This is a genomic window from Micrococcus sp. H39-S4, from assembly GCF_027158145.1.
GTDB classification, from domain to species: Bacteria; Actinomycetota; Actinomycetes; order Actinomycetales; family Micrococcaceae; genus Micrococcus; species Micrococcus luteus.
Genome location: NZ_JAPVLT010000003.1, coordinates 123,794 through 140,238, shown reverse-complemented (window position 1 = coordinate 140,238; position 16,445 = coordinate 123,794). Strand labels below are relative to the sequence as shown.

14 protein-coding genes are annotated in these 16,445 nt (G+C 73.1%); 9 read left to right on the top strand and 5 right to left on the bottom strand.

The window, feature by feature from the left end; translation table 11 throughout:
• Positions 1–101: 101 nt before the first annotated feature.
• Entirely contained in the window at positions 102–2,165 is a 2,064-nt protein-coding gene (locus O3T09_RS04465; RefSeq protein WP_095347114.1) for a M13 family metallopeptidase, read from the top strand.
• A gap of 39 nt (positions 2,166–2,204) precedes the next feature.
• Here the strand turns inward: O3T09_RS04465 and O3T09_RS04460 are convergent, their stop codons facing one another.
• Positions 2,205–2,714 (bottom strand): MarR family winged helix-turn-helix transcriptional regulator, encoded by a 510-nt coding sequence (locus tag O3T09_RS04460; RefSeq protein WP_036314817.1) that lies wholly within the window; start codon positions 2,712–2,714, stop codon positions 2,205–2,207.
• Positions 2,707–4,581 carry an MDR family MFS transporter gene (locus tag O3T09_RS04455; protein ID WP_136939886.1) on the bottom strand — a complete coding sequence of 625 codons (1,875 nt, stop codon included), beginning with the start codon at positions 4,579–4,581 and terminating at the stop codon, positions 2,707–2,709. Before O3T09_RS04455 ends, O3T09_RS04460 begins: the two co-directional genes overlap by 8 nt.
• Before the next feature lie 165 nt (positions 4,582–4,746).
• Here O3T09_RS04455 and O3T09_RS04450 point away from each other — a divergent pair, with 165 nt between their 5' ends.
• The 7 genes from O3T09_RS04450 (at position 4,747) to O3T09_RS04420 (ending at position 11,825) form a co-directional block, all read left to right on the top strand.
• Positions 4,747–5,736 (top strand): 2-hydroxyacid dehydrogenase, encoded by a 990-nt coding sequence (locus tag O3T09_RS04450; RefSeq protein ID WP_141843810.1) that lies wholly within the window; start codon positions 4,747–4,749, stop codon positions 5,734–5,736.
• Between the two features lie 32 nt (positions 5,737–5,768).
• Complete coding sequence (gene lysS, locus O3T09_RS04445) at positions 5,769–7,283, top strand: lysine--tRNA ligase (RefSeq protein WP_136939888.1); 1,515 nt, start codon at positions 5,769–5,771, stop codon at positions 7,281–7,283.
• A 1-nt stretch (position 7,284) separates the two neighbouring features.
• Positions 7,285–7,524 (top strand): hypothetical protein, encoded by a 240-nt coding sequence (locus tag O3T09_RS04440; RefSeq protein ID WP_041104642.1) that lies wholly within the window; start codon positions 7,285–7,287, stop codon positions 7,522–7,524.
• Positions 7,525–7,688: 164 nt separating this feature from the next.
• Positions 7,689–7,991 carry a histone-like nucleoid-structuring protein Lsr2 gene (locus O3T09_RS04435; RefSeq protein WP_036314827.1) on the top strand — a complete coding sequence of 101 codons (303 nt, stop codon included), beginning with the start codon at positions 7,689–7,691 and terminating at the stop codon, positions 7,989–7,991.
• Between the two features lie 156 nt (positions 7,992–8,147).
• Positions 8,148–10,703, top strand: a complete 2,556-nt coding sequence (locus tag O3T09_RS04430; RefSeq protein ID WP_141843812.1) for an ATP-dependent Clp protease ATP-binding subunit — start codon at positions 8,148–8,150, stop codon at positions 10,701–10,703.
• 327 nt (positions 10,704–11,030) lie between these two features.
• Positions 11,031–11,213 carry an Rv0909 family putative TA system antitoxin gene (locus tag O3T09_RS04425; protein WP_269295403.1) on the top strand — a complete coding sequence of 61 codons (183 nt, stop codon included), beginning with the start codon at positions 11,031–11,033 and terminating at the stop codon, positions 11,211–11,213.
• Between the two features lie 96 nt (positions 11,214–11,309).
• A complete protein-coding gene (locus tag O3T09_RS04420; protein WP_144868673.1) occupies positions 11,310–11,825 on the top strand; it encodes an amino-acid N-acetyltransferase in 516 nt (171 codons plus the stop codon).
• Between the two features lie 37 nt (positions 11,826–11,862).
• Here the strand turns inward: O3T09_RS04420 and O3T09_RS04415 are convergent, their stop codons facing one another.
• Positions 11,863–12,795 carry an A/G-specific adenine glycosylase gene (locus O3T09_RS04415; protein ID WP_269295402.1) on the bottom strand — a complete coding sequence of 311 codons (933 nt, stop codon included), beginning with the start codon at positions 12,793–12,795 and terminating at the stop codon, positions 11,863–11,865.
• Positions 12,796–12,836: 41 nt separating this feature from the next.
• On the opposite strand from O3T09_RS04415, the gene O3T09_RS04410 reads away from it, so the two are divergent.
• The gene (locus tag O3T09_RS04410) at positions 12,837–13,688 is read left to right on the top strand and encodes a hypothetical protein (RefSeq protein ID WP_119217626.1); all 852 of its coding nucleotides are present in this window, start codon (positions 12,837–12,839) and stop codon (positions 13,686–13,688) included.
• Positions 13,689–13,701: 13 nt separating this feature from the next.
• On the opposite strand, the gene radA is transcribed toward O3T09_RS04410, so the two are convergent.
• Both radA and O3T09_RS04400 read right to left on the bottom strand, forming a co-directional pair.
• Positions 13,702–15,138, bottom strand: a complete 1,437-nt coding sequence (gene radA / locus O3T09_RS04405) for a DNA repair protein RadA (RefSeq protein ID WP_144860649.1) — start codon at positions 15,136–15,138, stop codon at positions 13,702–13,704.
• An 89-nt stretch (positions 15,139–15,227) separates the two neighbouring features.
• Positions 15,228–16,397, bottom strand: coding sequence for an FUSC family protein (locus O3T09_RS04400; protein ID WP_069941088.1), 1,170 nt, complete (start codon positions 16,395–16,397; stop codon positions 15,228–15,230).
• Positions 16,398–16,445 lie beyond the last annotated feature (48 nt).

Sequence of the window (16,445 nt, the reverse complement as noted above, 5' to 3'; positions counted from 1 at the left end):
GGGCACGCACCCGGCCAGGGTGCGGTGCCCGTCGTCGTGTCCGGTGTCACGGCTAGAGTGCCGTGCGAGACCGTCCACCCCCACGTCCAGGAGGATCCGCCGTGACCGCCACCGCCGAGCCCGAAGTCCCGTCGCCGCGCGAGGACCTGTACCGCCACGTCAACGCCGGGTGGCTGGACACCCACGAGATCCCCGCGGACCAGGGCGCCTACGGCGCGTTCCTCGAGCTGCGGGACGCGGCCGAGCTCGCCGTCCGGCACCTGTGCGAGGACGCCGTGCGCGAGGTCGGCACGGGCTTCGATCCCGCCCAGGCGCGCGTGCAGGCCACGGCCGCGGCCGGCGCGCACCGGGACGTCCCGCTCGCCCCGCTGGACGAGGAGGACGCGGAGGGCACGGAGCATCCGGAGCTCAAGCGCCGGATCGCCGCGCTGTACGCCTCGTTCATGGACGACGAGACCGTGGAGGCCCGCGGCCTCGAGCCGATCGCCTCGGACCTGGCGGCGGTGGCCACCGTGTCCACCCCCGCGGAGCTGCTCGCCCTGTCCGGGCGACTGCAGCGCCAGGGCGTCTCCGGCCTCATCAACACCGGCGCCCTCAACGACGCCGGGAACCCGGACCGCATGCTCCTGCACCTGCTCCAGGGCGGCCTGGGCCTGCCGGACGAGTCCTACTACCGGGACGAGGCCTACGCCGAGATCCTCGAGCAGTACACCGAGCACACCGGCCGTCTGCTGGCGCTGGCCGGGATCGGCGCGGACCGGGACGAGGCCGCCGCGCTGGGCGTCCGGGTGGTGGAGCTGGAGAAGCGCATCGCCGCCCTGCACTGGGACCTGGTCCGCAGCCGGGACGCCGTGGCCCGCTACAACCCCATGACCCACGACCGGCTGACGGAGCTCTTCCCCCTGGCCGACGCGTGGCTCGAGGGCGTGGACGCCGCCGGCGAGCGCGCCGCGGAGGTCGTGGTGTGGCAGCCGGACTTCCTCTCCGGTGTGCAGGGGCTGCTCGAGGGACCCGAGGCCGCCGACCTCGAGGACTGGCGTCACTGGCTGATCCTGCAGGTGCTGCGCTCCTTCGCCGGCTTCCTGCCGGACGCGTTCGTGCAGGAGAACTTCTCCTTCTACGGCCGCCGCCTGGCCGGCACCGAGGAGGTCCGCCCCCGCTGGAAGCGCGCGGTCGCGTTCGTCAACGGGGCGGCCGGCGAGGACGTGGCGCAGCTCTACGTGGCCCGCCATTTCCCGCAGGGCCACGTGGCCGCGATGGACGAGCTCGTGGGCCTGCTCCAGGAGGCCTATCGCCGGTCCATCGAGGAGCTCGAGTGGATGGGCGAGGAGACCCGTCAGCGGGCGCTCGAGAAGCTGGCGATGTTCCGCCCCATGGTGGGCTACCCCTCGAAGTGGCTGGACTACTCCGCCCTCGAGGTCCACGCCGGCGACCTGCTGGGCAACGCCCGCTCCTCCTCGGAGCTCGAGTGGGAGCGGGACCTGCGCAAGATCGCGGACGGGCCGGACCCGGAGGAGTGGCACATCACGCCGCAGACGGTGAACGCGTACTACTCCCCGCTCGAGAACGCGATCGTCTTCCCGGCCGCCATCCTGCAGCCCCCGTTCTTCGACCCCGAGGCCTCGATGGCCGCGAACCTGGGGGCGATCGGCGCCGTGATCGGCCACGAGATCGGCCACGGCTTCGACGACCAGGGCTCGCGGTACGACGGCGCCGGTCGGCTCGAGGACTGGTGGACCGAGGAGGACCGCGCGGCGTTCACCGAGCGCACCTCCCGGCTGGTGGCCCAGTACAACGCGCTCTCCCCGGCCGAGGCCCCGGACCACCGCGTCAACGGCGAGTTCACCCTGGGGGAGAACATCGGCGACCTCGGCGGCCTGGGCATCGCCCACCGCGCCTTGGAGATCTGGCGGGACGAGGGCGACGGCGCCTCCCTCGACGCCGCGGCGGGGGACCGCGAGTTCTTCACCGCCTGGGCCACCGTGTGGCGTCAGCTCACGCGACCGGAGGCCATGGTCACCCGCATCGCCTCGGACCCGCACTCGCCCAACGAGTTCCGCTGCAACCAGGTGGTCAAGAACATCGACGCCTTCCACGAGGCGTTCGGCACGCGCGAGGGGGATCCCATGTGGCTGGCCCCGGAGGAGCGCGTCACCATCTGGTGATCCCGCCCGCCGGCCGGGCCCGCGGGTCCGGCCGGCGGCTCACTCGGACTCGGCGGGGTCCTGCATCCGGGTCTGACGCTCGGCGGCCAGCCGGTCCAGCAGGCGCGTCAGCGTCCGGATGTCCTCGCGGTCCCAGCGCGCCAGGTCGTCGCGCAGCCCGCGACCCGCCGGGCCGCCGCGCACCGCGTCGAGGCGGGCGAGCCCCTCGGGGCTGGCGCTCAGGAGGGCGGAGCGGCGGTCCCGCGGGTCCGGCTCTCGGGTGATCAGCCCGGCGGCCTCGAGGTCGCGGACCATGCGGGAGACCTGGGCGCGGTCCACCAGCAGGCCCTCGGCCACGGCCGAGGGCGTCATGGTCCCCTCGTTGGCCAGCATCATGAACGCCTTCATCGCCCCGACGGACAGGGCCGGGCTGAGGGCCGCCGCGTAGCGGACCATCACCTGGCGGTGCTGCAGGACCAGACGCGAGAACGCCTGCTCGAGCCCCTGGACGGCGGCCTCGAAGCCCGCGTCGTCGCCGCCTCTGCCCGGGTCCGGGGCGCCGTCAGCCACGGCGGGCCCGGACCAGCGCGGTGACGACGGCCGCCAGCAGGGCCGTCCCCGCCACGGCCAGCGCCGCGGGGGCGACGGGCCGGCCGGCCACCGGCGACGCCGTCGCCGGGCGCTCGGCCGCCACCGCCCGGGACTCCTCCGGGTCCTCGGCGGGATGCTGCCCCTGCGCCGCGGTCACCACGGGGATCGGACCGGTCGCGGGCAGCGTCTGCATGGCCTCGGCCGTGGCGTGGGTGGCCAGGTCGGCGCGGGTGGCGTGGAGGCGCTCGGAGGTGGTCATGCGACCCAGCGGGATGTTCGGCAGGAACAGGATCGCGATCAGCGCGACGATTGCGAGGGGCACGCCCACGAGGAACGCGTGGGAGATGCCGGTGGCGTAGACGTCCTCGAAGATCGAGCGCAGGCCGTCGGGCATCTCCGCCACGCGTGGCAGGGTGCTGGACTGCAGGCTCTCGGACCACTCGGCGGCGTCCGGGCCCAGGCTGCGCAGGGCCGCGGCGAGGTCCGCGCGGCGCTCCTCGATGCGGTCCGGGACCACGTTGGAGACCACGGCGCCCATCACGGCGACACCGATGCTGCCGCCCAGGGTGCGGAAGAAGGTGACGCCGGAGCTGGCGACGCCCATCTGCCGCGGGTCGGTGGTGTTCTGCACCACGAGCACGAGGTTCTGCATGGTCATGCCGACGCCGGCGCCGAGCAGGAACATGTAGAGGGACACCAGCCAGAAGGAGGTGTCGTAGTGCAGGGTGCCGAGCAGGGCGGTGCCGGCGATCAGCAGGACGGCGCCGATCACGAGCCAGCGCTTCCACACGCCGGTGCGGGTGATGAGGCCGCCGATCACCGTGGAGGACACGAGCAGGCCGAGGATCATCGGGATGGTCATGAGGCCGGCCTGGGTCGGCGTCGCGCCGCGGGCCAGCTGCATGTACTGGGCCAGGTAGACGGAGGAGCCGAACATGGCCAGGCCCGTGGCGATCGAGGCGATCGTCGCGAGGGTGAAGGTGCGGTCGCGGAAGAGGGTGAGCGGGATGAGCGGCTCGGCGACGCGCAGCTCGGTCACGACGAACAGGACGGTGGCGACGGCGGCGCCGCCGAGCATCCACGCGGTGGTGGTGCTGGCCCAGTCGAAGTCGCGGCCGGCGCTGGTGACCCAGATCAGCAGCAGCGCGGTGGCCGCGGTCAGGAACACGATGCCGAGGTAGTCGATGGACACCTTCTGGCGCTCGCGGTGCGGGAGGTGGAGGGTGCGCTGCACCATCACCAGGGCGACGACGGCGAAGGGCACCGCCACGAAGAAGTTCCAGCGCCAGCCCCACAGGTCGGTGATCACGCCGCCGGCGAGCGGGCCGCCCACCGTGGCCACGGCCATCACGGCGCCGAACAGGCCCATGTAGCGGCCGCGCTCACGCGGGCTGATGATGTCCGCCATGATCACCTGGCTGAGCGCGACGAGGCCGCCGCCGCCCAGGCCCTGCACGGTGCGGCAGACGATCAGGAAGGTCGGATCGTGGGTGAACCCGGCCGCCGCGGAGGCGGCGACGAAGATCGCCAGGGCGACCTGGAAGAGGACCTTGCGGTTGACGAGGTCGGCCAGCTTGCCCCAGATCGGGGTGGCGATGGCCGTGGCGAGCAGGGCCGAGGTGATGACCCAGGTGTAGGCGGTCTGGTCGCCGCCGATGTCGTGGATGATCACCGGCATCGAGGTCGAGACCACCGTGTTGGCGATCATCGAGACGAACATGCCCAGCAGGAGGCCGGTCAGGGCCTGGAGCACGGAGCGGTGGCGCGCGGCGTCGGCGGCGGCGCGCTCGAGCGAGGGGGCGCCGGCCGGCGCGACGGCCTCGGGGGCGGGGGAGGTTGGGGTCATGGGGTCCTTCGGCGGGAGGGGCGGCGCGGTGATTGACATGAGTCAATGATTGACGAGAGTCAATCATAAGGGGCGTCGGACCGGGCCGCACCCGCCGTCCGCGGTTAGCCTGGTCACGCCGGACGACGCCGCGTCCTCCCCCCGATCCGAGAGTGAGGCCCCGCCGTGACCCCCCGTTTCCTGCTCATGACCCGCCTCCCTGAGCCCGGGCTCGGGATGCTGCGCGAGGCCGGAGAGGTGGTGGACGGCGCCGACGTCGGAGGGGACGCCGCGCTCGCGCGGCTGGTGGCCTCGGGGGACTACGACGTCGTCGTCGCGGCCCTGGACCAGAAGTTCACCGCCGACGTGCTCGCCGACGCGCGGATCAGGGGCATCGCCAACTACGCGGTCGGCTACAACAACGTGGACGTGGCCGCCGCGACGCGGCGGGGGATCGCCGTCGGCAACACCCCGGACGTGCTCACGGACGCCACCGCGGACATCGCGATGCTCCTGATCCTCGGGGTGACCCGCCGTGCCCCCGAGGGCGAGCGGATGGTGCGCGAGGGGCGCTTCCACGGCTGGGCGCCGGACCTGCTCGTGGGCCGGGACGTGCGCGGCGCGACCCTGGGCCTGGCCGGTTTCGGGCGGATCGGCAAGGCGGTGGCCGAGCGCGCGCTCGCCTTCGGCATGGACGTCGTGTTCGCGCCGCGGCCTCCCGCGCACCGGGAGGTGGCGGCCGAGGAGCTCGGCGACCTCGCCGGCCGCGTCCGTCAGGTCCGCTGGGAGGAGCTCGTCGAGGTCGCGGACGTCCTCTCCCTCCACGTGCCCCTGACGGACGACACCCACCACCTCGTGGATGCGGAGGTGATCGCGAAGATGAAGGACGACGCCGTCCTCGTCAACACGGCCCGCGGCCCCGTGGTGGACGAGGCGGCCCTCGTCACCGCCCTGCGCGAGGGGCGGCTCTTCGGCGCCGGTCTGGACGTCTACGAGGACGAGCCCGCCCTCGCCCCGGGCCTGGCCGAGCTGGAGAACGTGATGCTCCTGCCGCATCTGGGCTCCGCCACCCGGGACACCCGCGCCGCGATGGCCGAGCTGGCCGCGCGCAACGCGATCGCCATGGCCACGGGCGCGGAGGTCCCGGCCCTCGTCAACCCCGAGGTGCGCGGCTGACCGGCGGGGCGCCGTCGGTAGACTCGGGAACCGTGACCACCGAGAACTCCGCCTCCGCCGCCGTCGACCACCACGATCAGCAGGCCGTCCGCGCCGCTAAGCGTGAGCAGCTGCTCGCCTCGGGCCGCGAGGCCTACCCCGTGCAGGTGCCGCGCACCCACGCGCTGGCCGAGGTGCGTGAGCGGTTCGACGGCCACGAGCCCGACTGGACCTCGGGCGAGACCGTGTCGGTGACCGGGCGCGTCGTCTTCCTCCGCAACACCGGCAAGCTCTGCTTCGCCACCCTGCAGGAGTCCGGTGCGGACGGGGAGGCCGTCCGCCTCCAGGTCATGGTGTCCCTGGCCGCCGTCGGTGAGGAGTCCCTGGCCGAGTGGAAGAAGGTCGTGGACCTGGGCGACTTCCTCTCCGTCACCGGCGAGGTGATCGTCTCGCGCCGCGGCGAGCTGTCCATCATGGCCTCGGCGTGGGAGATGGCCTCCAAGGCGCTGCGCCCCCTGCCCGTGCTGCACGCGGACCTGAACGAGGAGACCCGCGTCCGCCAGCGCTACGCGGACCTGATCGTGCGCGAGGAGGCCCGCCGCATGGTCTACACCCGGGCCAAGGTCACCTCGGCGGTGCGGCGCACCCTCGAGGGCCACGGCTACGTGGAGGTGGAGACCCCGATGCTCCAGCTGGTCCACGGCGGCGCCCTCGCGCGTCCCTTCGAGACGCACCTCAACGCGTTCGACCAGCCGATGACCCTGCGCATCGCCACCGAGCTGTACCTCAAGCGCGCCGTCGTCGGCGGCATCGACCGCGTGTTCGAGATCGGCCGCGTGTTCCGCAACGAGGGCGTGGACTCGACCCACTCGCCCGAGTTCACCACCCTCGAGTCCTATGAGGCGTGGGCGGACATGCACGTCATGGCCGAGCGCATGCAGGAGATCATCCTCAACGCCGCGGACGCGGTGGGCGCCGGGCGTCGGCTCGAGACCGCGAAGGGCGTCATCGACCTCGACGGCGAGTGGGCCTGGGTCGCCGTGTACCCGGGGCTGTCCGAGGCCGTGGGCCGCGAGATCACCCCGGAGACGGACGCCGAGACGCTGCGGGCGATCGCCGCGGAGCACGAGGTCAAGGTGGACCCCGCGTGGGACGCGGAGAAGCTCGTGATCGAGCTGTTCGGTGAGATCGTGGAGCCCACCCTGATGAACCCCACGTTCGTGTACGACTACCCGCCGGCCGCCCAGCCGCTCGCGCGCCCGCACCGCTCGGAGGACCGGGTCATCGAGGCGTGGGACCTGATCATCGGCGGCATGGAGCGCGGCACCGCGTTCTCCGAGCTGATCGACCCCGTCATCCAGCGCGAGCGCCTGACCGCCCAGTCGGCGATGGCGGCCGCCGGCGACGACGAGGCGATGCAGCTGGACGAGGACTTCCTGCGCGCCCTCGAGTACGGCGCCCCGCCCATGGGCGGCATCGGCCTGGGCATCGACCGCCTGGTGATGCTGTTCACGGACGCCGGCATCCGCGAGACCATCCTCTTCCCGCTGCTCAAGCCGGAGGCCTGACATGGCCGCCTTCTGGGACTACTTCTCCGTCCTCGCCCCCTCGATCGGCCTCGGGCTCATCTTCTGGCTGGTGATGCGCTCCCTGCTGCGTTCGGACACGGGCGAGCGCGAGAGTCAGGCCCGCCGGCTCTCGGGCGCGGACGCGCGGGCGGCCCGCGAGGAGGCCGAGGCCCGTGAGTGGGCGGCCCGACGCCGAGCCGAGGGAGGGCCGGGGGCTGATCCGGAGGACCGCGCCCGGTGAGATTCCTTCCCCGGCGTTGAAGAATCCTTCTGCCCGGCTTTGTTGCGGTATTCTTGAATCACCACAAGTGCACGGCCGGAATCGTGAGCACGCGGGAAAGAACCCCGAGAGCGAAGACCGGAACCCAGGGACACGCGCACGAGAGAAGAAAGTGGGAATCACCGTTGGCACAGAAGGTAGAAGTGGTCCTCGTGGATGATCTTGACGGTTCGCCTGCAGATGAGACCGTGAACTTTGCATTGGACGGTCGCAATTACGAGATCGACCTGTCGAAGGAGCACGCTGCGGAACTCCGTGAGTTCCTGAAGCCCTACATGAAGAAGGGCCGCGCCGTGGCGCCGCCGTCGCCCAAGGTCGAGGCCGCCCAGATCCGCAAGTGGGCGGCCGAGAACGGCTACGAGGTCTCGAGCCGGGGCCGTCTGCACCGCGACGTGGTGGAGGCCTACCGCAACGCGAAGCGCAAGTGAGCGCCCCGCCCGGGTGCGTCGAGGGATCGGCGTCCCCGGGCCTCGTTCCGGCCCCTCCCGACGACGGCCGGGCCGCTTCTCCCGCTGGCGAACAGTCGCGCGGCACGCGGCCCGGGTGCGTAGTCTCGACCACGACCGTACGCAAGGAGTGTGCCCATGTTCGAGAGATTCACCGACCGCGCCCGGCGGGTGGTCGTGCTCGCCCAGGAAGAGGCGCGCATGCTCAACCACAGCTACATCGGTACCGAGCACATCCTGCTCGGTCTGATCCACGAGGGTGAGGGCGTCGCAGCCAAGGCACTGGAGTCCATGGACATCTCCCTGGGCGCCGTGCGAGAGAAGGTGCAGGAGGACATCGGCCAGGGTCAGCAGAACCCGCCCGGCCACATCCCCTTCACGCCGCGCGCCAAGAAGGTGCTCGAGCTGTCCCTGCGCGAGGCGCTGCAGCTCGGCCACAACTACATCGGCACCGAGCACATCCTGCTCGGCCTGATCCGCGAGGGCGAGGGCGTGGCCGCCCAGGTGCTCGTGCAGCTCGGCGCGGACCTGAACCGCGTCCGTCAGACGGTCATCCAGCTGCTCTCCGGCTACCAGGGCGGCGCCCAGGGTGGCAAGGAGACCGCCGGCGCCGGGGTGGGCCAGGGCGGCGAGGCCGGCCAGAACGCCGGCTCCGTGGTGCTGGACCAGTTCGGACGCAACCTCACCGCGGCCGCGCACGACGGCAAGCTGGATCCCGTCATCGGGCGTGCGGGCGAGATGGAGCGCGTCATGCAGGTGCTCTCCCGCCGCACCAAGAACAACCCCGTGCTCATCGGCGAGCCCGGCGTCGGCAAGACCGCCGTCGTCGAGGGCCTGGCCCAGGCGATCGACCGCGGCGACGTCCCGGAGACGCTCAGGGACAAGCAGCTCTACTCGCTGGACCTCGGCTCCCTCGTGGCCGGCTCCCGCTACCGCGGCGACTTCGAGGAGCGCCTGAAGAAGGTGCTCAAGGAGATCCGCACGCGCGGGGACATCATCCTGTTCATCGACGAGATCCACACCCTCGTCGGGGCGGGTGCGGCCGAGGGCGCGATCGACGCCGCCAGCATCCTCAAGCCGATGCTGGCCCGCGGTGAGCTGCAGACCATCGGCGCCACCACGCTGGACGAGTACCGCAAGCACATCGAGAAGGACGCCGCGCTCGAGCGCCGCTTCCAGCCGATCCAGGTCGCCGAGCCGTCCGTCGAGGACGCCACGGAGATCCTGCGCGGCCTGCGGGACCGCTACGAGGCGCACCACAAGGTCTCCATCACCGACGGCGCGCTCAAGGCCGCCGCCGGCCTGGCGGACCGCTACGTCTCCGACCGGCACCTGCCGGACAAGGCCATCGACCTGATCGACGAGGCCGGCGCGCGTCTGCGCATCCGTCGCATGACCGTGCCGCCGGAGATCAAGGCCTACGAGTCCCGGATCGCGGAGGTGCGCACCCAGAAGGAGGCCGCCATCGACGGCCAGGACTTCGAGGGCGCCGCCCGCCTGCGGGACCAGGAGCAGCAGCTCGGGGACGAGCGCCGCGAGAAGGAGCAGGCGTGGCGCACCGGCGCGGACGCCGACGTCGCCACGGTGGACGAGGACCTCATCGCCGAGGTGCTCTCCAAGTCCACCGGCATCCCGGTGTTCAAGCTCACCGAGGAGGAGACGGACCGCCTGCGCAACATGGAGGACGAGCTCCACCGCCGCGTGATCGGCCAGGACGAGGCCATCAAGTCCCTGTCCCGCGCCATCCGCCGCACCCGCGCGGGCCTGAAGGACCCGAACCGCCCCTCGGGGTCGTTCATCTTCGCCGGCCCCACCGGCGTCGGCAAGACGGAGCTGGCCAAGTCCCTCGCGGAGTTCCTCTTCGGGGACGAGGACGCGCTCATCACGCTCGACATGTCCGAGTTCCAGGAGAAGCACACCGTCTCGCGTCTGTTCGGCGCCCCTCCCGGCTACGTGGGCTACGAGGAGGGCGGCCAGCTCACCGAGAAGGTCCGCCGCCGTCCGTTCTCCGTGGTGCTGTTCGACGAGGTGGAGAAGGCCCATCAGGACCTCTTCAACTCCCTGCTGCAGATCCTCGAGGACGGTCGCCTGACCGACTCGCAGGGCCGCGTGGTGGACTTCAAGAACACCGTGATCATCATGACCACGAACCTCGGCACCCGGGACATCTCCAAGGGCGTCATGACCGGCTTCCAGTCGGCCACGGACACCACCACCGGGTACGAGCGGATGAAGGGCAAGGTCAAGGAGGAGCTGCGCCAGCACTTCCGCCCCGAGTTCCTCAACCGTGTGGACGACGTGATCGTGTTCCCGCAGCTGCAGAAGCACGAGATCGTGGAGATCGTGGACCTGTTCGTCTCCCGCCTCGGCAAGCGCCTGGCGGAGCAGGACCTGTCCATCGAGCTCACCCAGTCCGCCAAGGATCTGCTCGCGGACCGCGGCTACGATCCGGCCATGGGCGCCCGCCCGCTGCGCCGCACCATCCAGCAGATGGTGGAGGACCAGCTCTCGGAGAAGATCCTCTTCGGCGAGATCCCGGCCGGCTCCCTCATCACCGTGGACGCCACGGGCGAGGGGGAGGGCGCCGAGCTGACGTTCGCGTTCTCCGGCGGCCGGGAGGCCCTGGAGGGTGCGGACCTGGCCGAGCTCGAGCCCGGTGCCGGCGATCCGGTGGACGCCGACCGCTCCGTGTGACCTGCGGGGTCTGACCCACGACGCCGGACCGCGCGTCCGGTGGCCACGGCCCGTCGCCCCTCCCCCTCGGGGAGGAGGCGGCGGGCCGTCGTCGTGCCCCCGCGGGGACGCCGGGGCCGAGGTCCGCGACACCGCCGCCGGCATCAAGGACGGCCTCGCGAAGGACCGCTGAACCGGCCCGCCTCCCCGCAGGCGCGAGAGGGGTTCCCTCGCGGCGGGATCGGTGCCACTGTGGTCTGTGACCGCTCGACGGTGGTCCTGTCTCCGCCTCGACCCGGCGCTCGCCGGGACGGCCGCGGAACAGCCCCGAGAAGAAGGAGGCCGCCCATGGGTATCGGTGACCTGAACAACCTCGCAAACCAGCACTCGGACGAGATCGACGAGGCCGTGGACAACGCTCAGGAGCAGCACGGCGACAAGCTCGGCGAGCACGGCGACACCGTGGACAAGGGTGTCGACGGCGCGCAGGAGAAGTTCCTGTCCGGGGACGAGGGCGAGCAGCAGGCCTGAGCCTGCCGTCGACGCCGCGGGAGCCCCCGCCCGGTCCGCCGGGACGGGGGCTCCCGTCTCTCCGGGGTCGGGATGTCCGTGCCTAGACTGGACCCCATGCCTGCCGACCGCCCCCTCACCCTCCGCTCGGCGCGGACCCAGGACGTGCCGGTCATCCAGGCGCTCGTGGAGCCGCTGGCGCGGGAACGCGTGCTGCTCCAGAAGGAGGCTGTGGCCTACTACGAGGCCATCCAGGAGTTCGTGGTCGCCGAGGAGCCGGATGGGACCCTGGCCGGCTTCGGCGCCCTCCACGTGATGTGGCAGGACATCGCCGAGGTCCGCACCCTCGCCGTCTCGGAGGCCCACCGGGGGGCCGGCGTCGGGCACCTGGTCATCGAGGAGCTGCTGGACCGTGCGCGGGCCGTGGGCGTCGAGCGGGTCTTCTGCCTGACCTTCGAGGTCGAGTTCTTCCGCCGGCACGGTTTCGAGGTGATGGCGGACCAGTCCGCCGTGGACCCGGAGGTCTACGCGGAACTGCTGCGCTCCACGGACGAGGGCGTCGCCGAGTTCCTGGACCTCGCCCGGGTCAAGCCGAACACGCTCGGCAACACGCGGATGATCCGCCGCCTCTGAGCCGCCGCACCGCGGGCCGCCCCAGGCCCCGGCGAGGTCAGGCCGGGAAGGTGAGGCCGCCGTCGGCGTCCCGGGCCAGCAGCCCGTCCGACACGAGCCCGGCCACGCACCGCGCCCACTGCGCGTCCTCGGGGCGGTGCGACCCGAGCCACCCCCCGGCCACGACGACGGCGGGCACCTCCGCCTCGGCCACGCGACCGTGCTCGCGGACGGCGGCCATCACGGCCCCGCGCACCTGACGGTCCGTGCCGGCCCAGGCCTGGCCGCGCGGCATCTCCACCGGCGGCGGGGAGCCCGCCGCGACCCACGCGCACGTCTCCGCCAGGGGGCAGCGCTCGCAGGCGGGGGAGCGGGCGGTGCAGACGAGGGCCCCGAGCTCCATGACGGCCGCGTTCCACGCGTTGGCGCGGGTGGGGTCCTCGGGCATGAGGGCCTGGGCGCGGCGCATCTCGGCGCGGGTCAGCGACCTGCCGGGCAGGGCCTCACCCGCGACCGCGCGCGCGATCACCCGGCGCACGTTGGTGTCCACGACGGTCTCGGGGATGCCGAACGCGAAGCTCGCGACCGCCGCGGCCGTGTACTCGCCGATGCCGGGCAGGGCGCGCAGGGCGGCGGGGTCGGCCGGCACCCGGCCGTCGTGGCGCTCGACGACGGCCCGGGCGGCCTCCTGGAGGCGCAGGGCCCGGCGCGGGTAGCCGAGCCGGTCCCAGGCCGTGAGCACGTCTGCGGCGGGGGCGTCGGCCAGGTCCGCGGGGGTGGGCCAGCGCTCCAGCCACTCCCGCCAGCGGGGCAGCACCCGCACGACCGGCGTCTGCTGGAGCATGATCTCCGAGACGAGCACGCCCCACGGGGAGCAGTCCGGGCTGCGCCAGGGCAGGTCCCGGGCGTGGACGGCGAACCAGCCCAGCACCGCGTCGTGCAGGCGCGGCACGTCCACTGTGGGCGGGACGAGGGGGGCGGGCGCGGGCATGGCGTCCACTGTAGGGTGCGCCGCCGCCTACCCTGGATCGCATGCCGTCTCGTCCGACTTCCCCCGGGTCGAAGCCGTCCCCCGCCGTCTACCGCCGCCGGCGGCTCGTGGCCGCCCTGCTCGCCCTCGTGCTCCTGCTCCTGGTGGGGTGGGCCGTCGTGGCGCTCGTCCGCGCCGGGATCGGCGCCTTCTCCTCCGAGGACGCCGACCCCTCCGCCGCCCCGACGCCGGTGCACTCCCCGTCGCCCGCCCCGGCCACGGACGCCGAGTCCGGCTCCGCCTCGCCCACCGTGGCCGTCGAGGACGCGGCCGAGTGCCAGCCCTCGGATCTGCGGATCGCCGCCTCCGTGGACCGGTCCGAGTATCAGCGGGGCGAGGAGGCCGAGCTGCGCCTGGGCATCACGAACCTCTCCTCGACCCCGTGCCGCACGGATGTGGGCACGGCCCGGCAGGAGTTCAGGATCCGCACGGCCGAGGGCGACGACGTCTTCTCCACCCGCATCTGCCAGGCGGACCCCGCGGAGGCCCAGCGGGTGCTGTACCCGCACGAGGAGCTCACCGCCGTGTACCGCTGGTCCGGCCGCGCCTCGAGCCAGGACTGCGGCCGCCTCGGCGCTCTCGCGGAGCCCGGGCCCCATCTGCTGACGGTCAGCCTCGGCGACGTCACCTCCCGCCCCGTCGCGCTGAAGATCCTCGAGGAGCTCGCCCCGGGGACCCAGGACGGCGGCTCCTCGGCCGCCCCCTCCTCGAGCGGTAGCGCCTCCCCGTCGGGGTCCGCCTCCGACCCGGCGTCGGCCTCAGCTCCGGCGTCCGCCTCGCCCTCCCCGGCGTCGGCCTCGCCGTCCGCGGCGCCCGCCACGACCACCGACCCGTCGCCGTCGCCGTCCCGCTGAGCCGGGCGCGTCGTCAGCGGCCGGGGCCGGCCTCCGGATGCGCGGCCGGGCCGCCGCCCGTCCACGTGGGGATCGTGGCGAGGGCCTCGCCGATCGAGCCGACCTCCGCCACCGTGAAGCCCGCCGGGACCTCGCCGAGCGGCTCGGGGGAGCGGGGGACCAGCGCGCGGGTGAAGCCCAGCCGCGCGGCCTCACGCACCCGTCGCCCGATGCCAGGCACGGGGCGCACCTCCCCGGCCAGCCCGAGCTCGCCGACCGCGATCATCCCCTGCGGGACGGGGGCCGAGAGCTTCGCCGAGGCCACAGCGACGGCCACGGCCAGGTCCGAGGCGGGCTCCGAGAGTCGCACGCCGCCCACGGTGGCCACGTAGCAGTCGTCCTGGGCGAGGGCGAAACGGGCCCGGCGCTGGAGCACGGCCAGGAGCATGTTCACGCGCGCCGCGTCCACGCCGGAGACGGTGCGGCGCGGGCTGCCGCCGGCGGACGGGGTGAGCAGGGACTGCACCTCGGCCACGAGCGGGCGCCGGCCCTCGAGCGTCACCGTCACGCACGTGCCCTCGACCGGCTCCGAGACGCCCGAGAGGAACAGACCGGAGGGGTCGTCCAGGGACTCGATGCCGTCCTCCCGCAGATCGAAGCAGCCGACCTCGTCCGTGGGCCCGAAGCGGTTCTTCACCGCACGCACCAGGCGCAGCCGTGAGTGGCGGTCCCCCTCGAACTGGCAGACCACGTCCACGAGGTGCTCGAGCAGCCGCGGACCCGCGATGGTCCCGTCCTTCGTCACGTGGCCCACCAGGACCGTGGTGATCCCCTTCTCCTTGGCCGTGCGGATGAGGCTGGCCGCCACCTCGCGCACCTGGCTGACGCCCCCGGCGATCCCGTCCACCTCGGTGGACTGCAGGGTCTGCACGGAGTCTACGATCACCAGCTCCGGGTCCGTCCGCTCGATCTGCCCCAGCGCCCGACCCAGGTCCGTCTCCGCCGTCAAGCGCAGGGTGTCCGCGATCGCCCCGATCCGGTCTGCGCGGGAGCGCACCTGCGCCGCCGACTCCTCACCCGTCAGGTACAGCACCGAGCGCGGACCGCCGCCGCCCGCGCCGCGGGCCGTCTGGGCGGCCACGTCCAGCAGCAGCGTGGACTTGCCGATGCCCGGCTCGCCGGCCAGCAGGATCACCGCGCCCGGCACGAGGCCGCCGCCGAGCACACGGTCCAGCTCGCGCACCCCCGTGGAGCGGAACGAGGCCAGCGTGGCGTCCACGTCCGCGATGCGCGGCGCGACCTCCGCGACCGTGGCCGCGCGCGTGCGGCCGGTGGTGGACGTCAGGCCGATCTCCTCGACCGTGCCCCACGACTGGCACTCCCCGCAGCGGCCGACCCACTTCACGGTGGTCCAGCCGCACTCGGTGCAGCGGTATCCGGGGGCACGCTTCGGGGCGGTCTTGGTGGCCATGCGCCCACTCTAGGAGCCGAGGCGGACGCGTTAGCCGGCACCGCGCGCGGTCCGACGTCGGCCGCCGGGGCCGTGCGCCGCCGTCGGGCTCAGACGCGGGGCAGGTAGCCGCGCGCCTCGTCGTGCTCGGCGCCCGTGGCCTCGATGAGGTCCACCATCATGGGCCGCAGCAGCATCACGAGCGCCTCGCCGTGCACGGACCCGCCGCCCAGCTGGTGCGGGTCCAGCGCGGACGCGGACGCCCCCAGGGCGTCCCGCGCCACGGACAGCGAGCGATGGCGGCCCTCGGCCTGCGGCTCCACGAGGGAGCGGTGCAGGATCTCGACGGCGTCCGCGGCGTCGTCGAACCAGGCTGCCAGGCGCTCGCGGTCGTCGTCGTCGAACACACCCTCGTCCAGGACCGAGACCACCCGCCGGGCCACGATCCGCAGGGAGCGCACCGCCAGGTCCGAGCGGTCCGCCGCGTTCACCGCGTCCTCCACGAAGGAGCGCGAGGAGCGGTGCAGCGGGTTGAACACGGTCTGCTCATGCGTGACGCGCAGCTCCTTGCGCAGCGCCTCCAGCGTGGTGTGCGTGCCGCGGCTGGCCACGAGCGCCATCCAGGCGGTGCGGGAGTCGTTCTCCCGCAGGGCCCGGGAGAGGTCGCGCAGCACCGTGGCGATCGAGTCGTAGAGTCCACCCAGCTGACGCACCGCGGGACGGCGCACGTCCTGGGGCGAGAGGAACGTGACGAGCAGGGCCAGGACGCCGCCCACGATCGCGTCCTGGCTGCGGACGAACGGCCCTCCCGTGCCGGTGGGCAGGAGGACCACGAGGACGGACTGCAGGGACATCTGCATCGTGAACGTGGCGCCGGAGTCCAGGAACCGGGCCACCATCACGGACACGAACAGGACCACCGAGGCCTGCCACAGGCCGCGGCCGAGCCCGACCATGAGCAGGTCCCCGATCAGGATGCCGACGGTGCAGCCGACGGCGACCTCGGCCACCTTGCGCAGCTTCGGCTCCCGTTGGAAGCCGAGGGCGATCAGTAGGGCGGTGGAGGCGAACAGGGGCTGCTGGTGGCCCAGGACGGCCTCCGCGAACCAGTAGGCGCCCACCGCGCAGACAGCGACGAGGGCGGCCTGGCCCACGGAGGAGCGGACGCGGGACCAGCCCGCACGGGCGCGCCGACGCAGGAAGCGGCCGAGACGTTCCCCGCGGGTCTGGGGGTCGACCATCGGCACCGTGCCCGTGGCGGTGGCGAAGCGGTCCGTCATGCGGCCAGCCTAGTCCGACGCCGCGGTGCCCCCGCCGTGCGAGGCTCA

Bases quoted from the DNA above. Each gene is read 5' to 3' on its own strand.
- O3T09_RS04455 (WP_136939886.1), bottom strand. From the start codon at position 4,581: ATGACCCCAACCTCCCCCGCCCCCGAGGCCGTCGCGCCGGCCGGCGCC.
- O3T09_RS04440 (WP_041104642.1), top strand. From the start codon at position 7,285: ATGGCCGCCTTCTGGGACTACTTCTCCGTCCTCGCCCCCTCGATCGGC.
- O3T09_RS04430 (WP_141843812.1), top strand. From the start codon at position 8,148: ATGTTCGAGAGATTCACCGACCGCGCCCGGCGGGTGGTCGTGCTCGCC.
- O3T09_RS04425 (WP_269295403.1), top strand. From the start codon at position 11,031: ATGGGTATCGGTGACCTGAACAACCTCGCAAACCAGCACTCGGACGAG.
- O3T09_RS04420 (WP_144868673.1), top strand. From the start codon at position 11,310: ATGCCTGCCGACCGCCCCCTCACCCTCCGCTCGGCGCGGACCCAGGAC.
- O3T09_RS04415 (WP_269295402.1), bottom strand. From the start codon at position 12,795: ATGCCCGCGCCCGCCCCCCTCGTCCCGCCCACAGTGGACGTGCCGCGC.
- O3T09_RS04410 (WP_119217626.1), top strand. From the start codon at position 12,837: ATGCCGTCTCGTCCGACTTCCCCCGGGTCGAAGCCGTCCCCCGCCGTC.
- radA (WP_144860649.1), bottom strand. From the start codon at position 15,138: ATGGCCACCAAGACCGCCCCGAAGCGTGCCCCCGGATACCGCTGCACC.
- O3T09_RS04400 (WP_069941088.1), bottom strand. From the start codon at position 16,397: ATGACGGACCGCTTCGCCACCGCCACGGGCACGGTGCCGATGGTCGAC.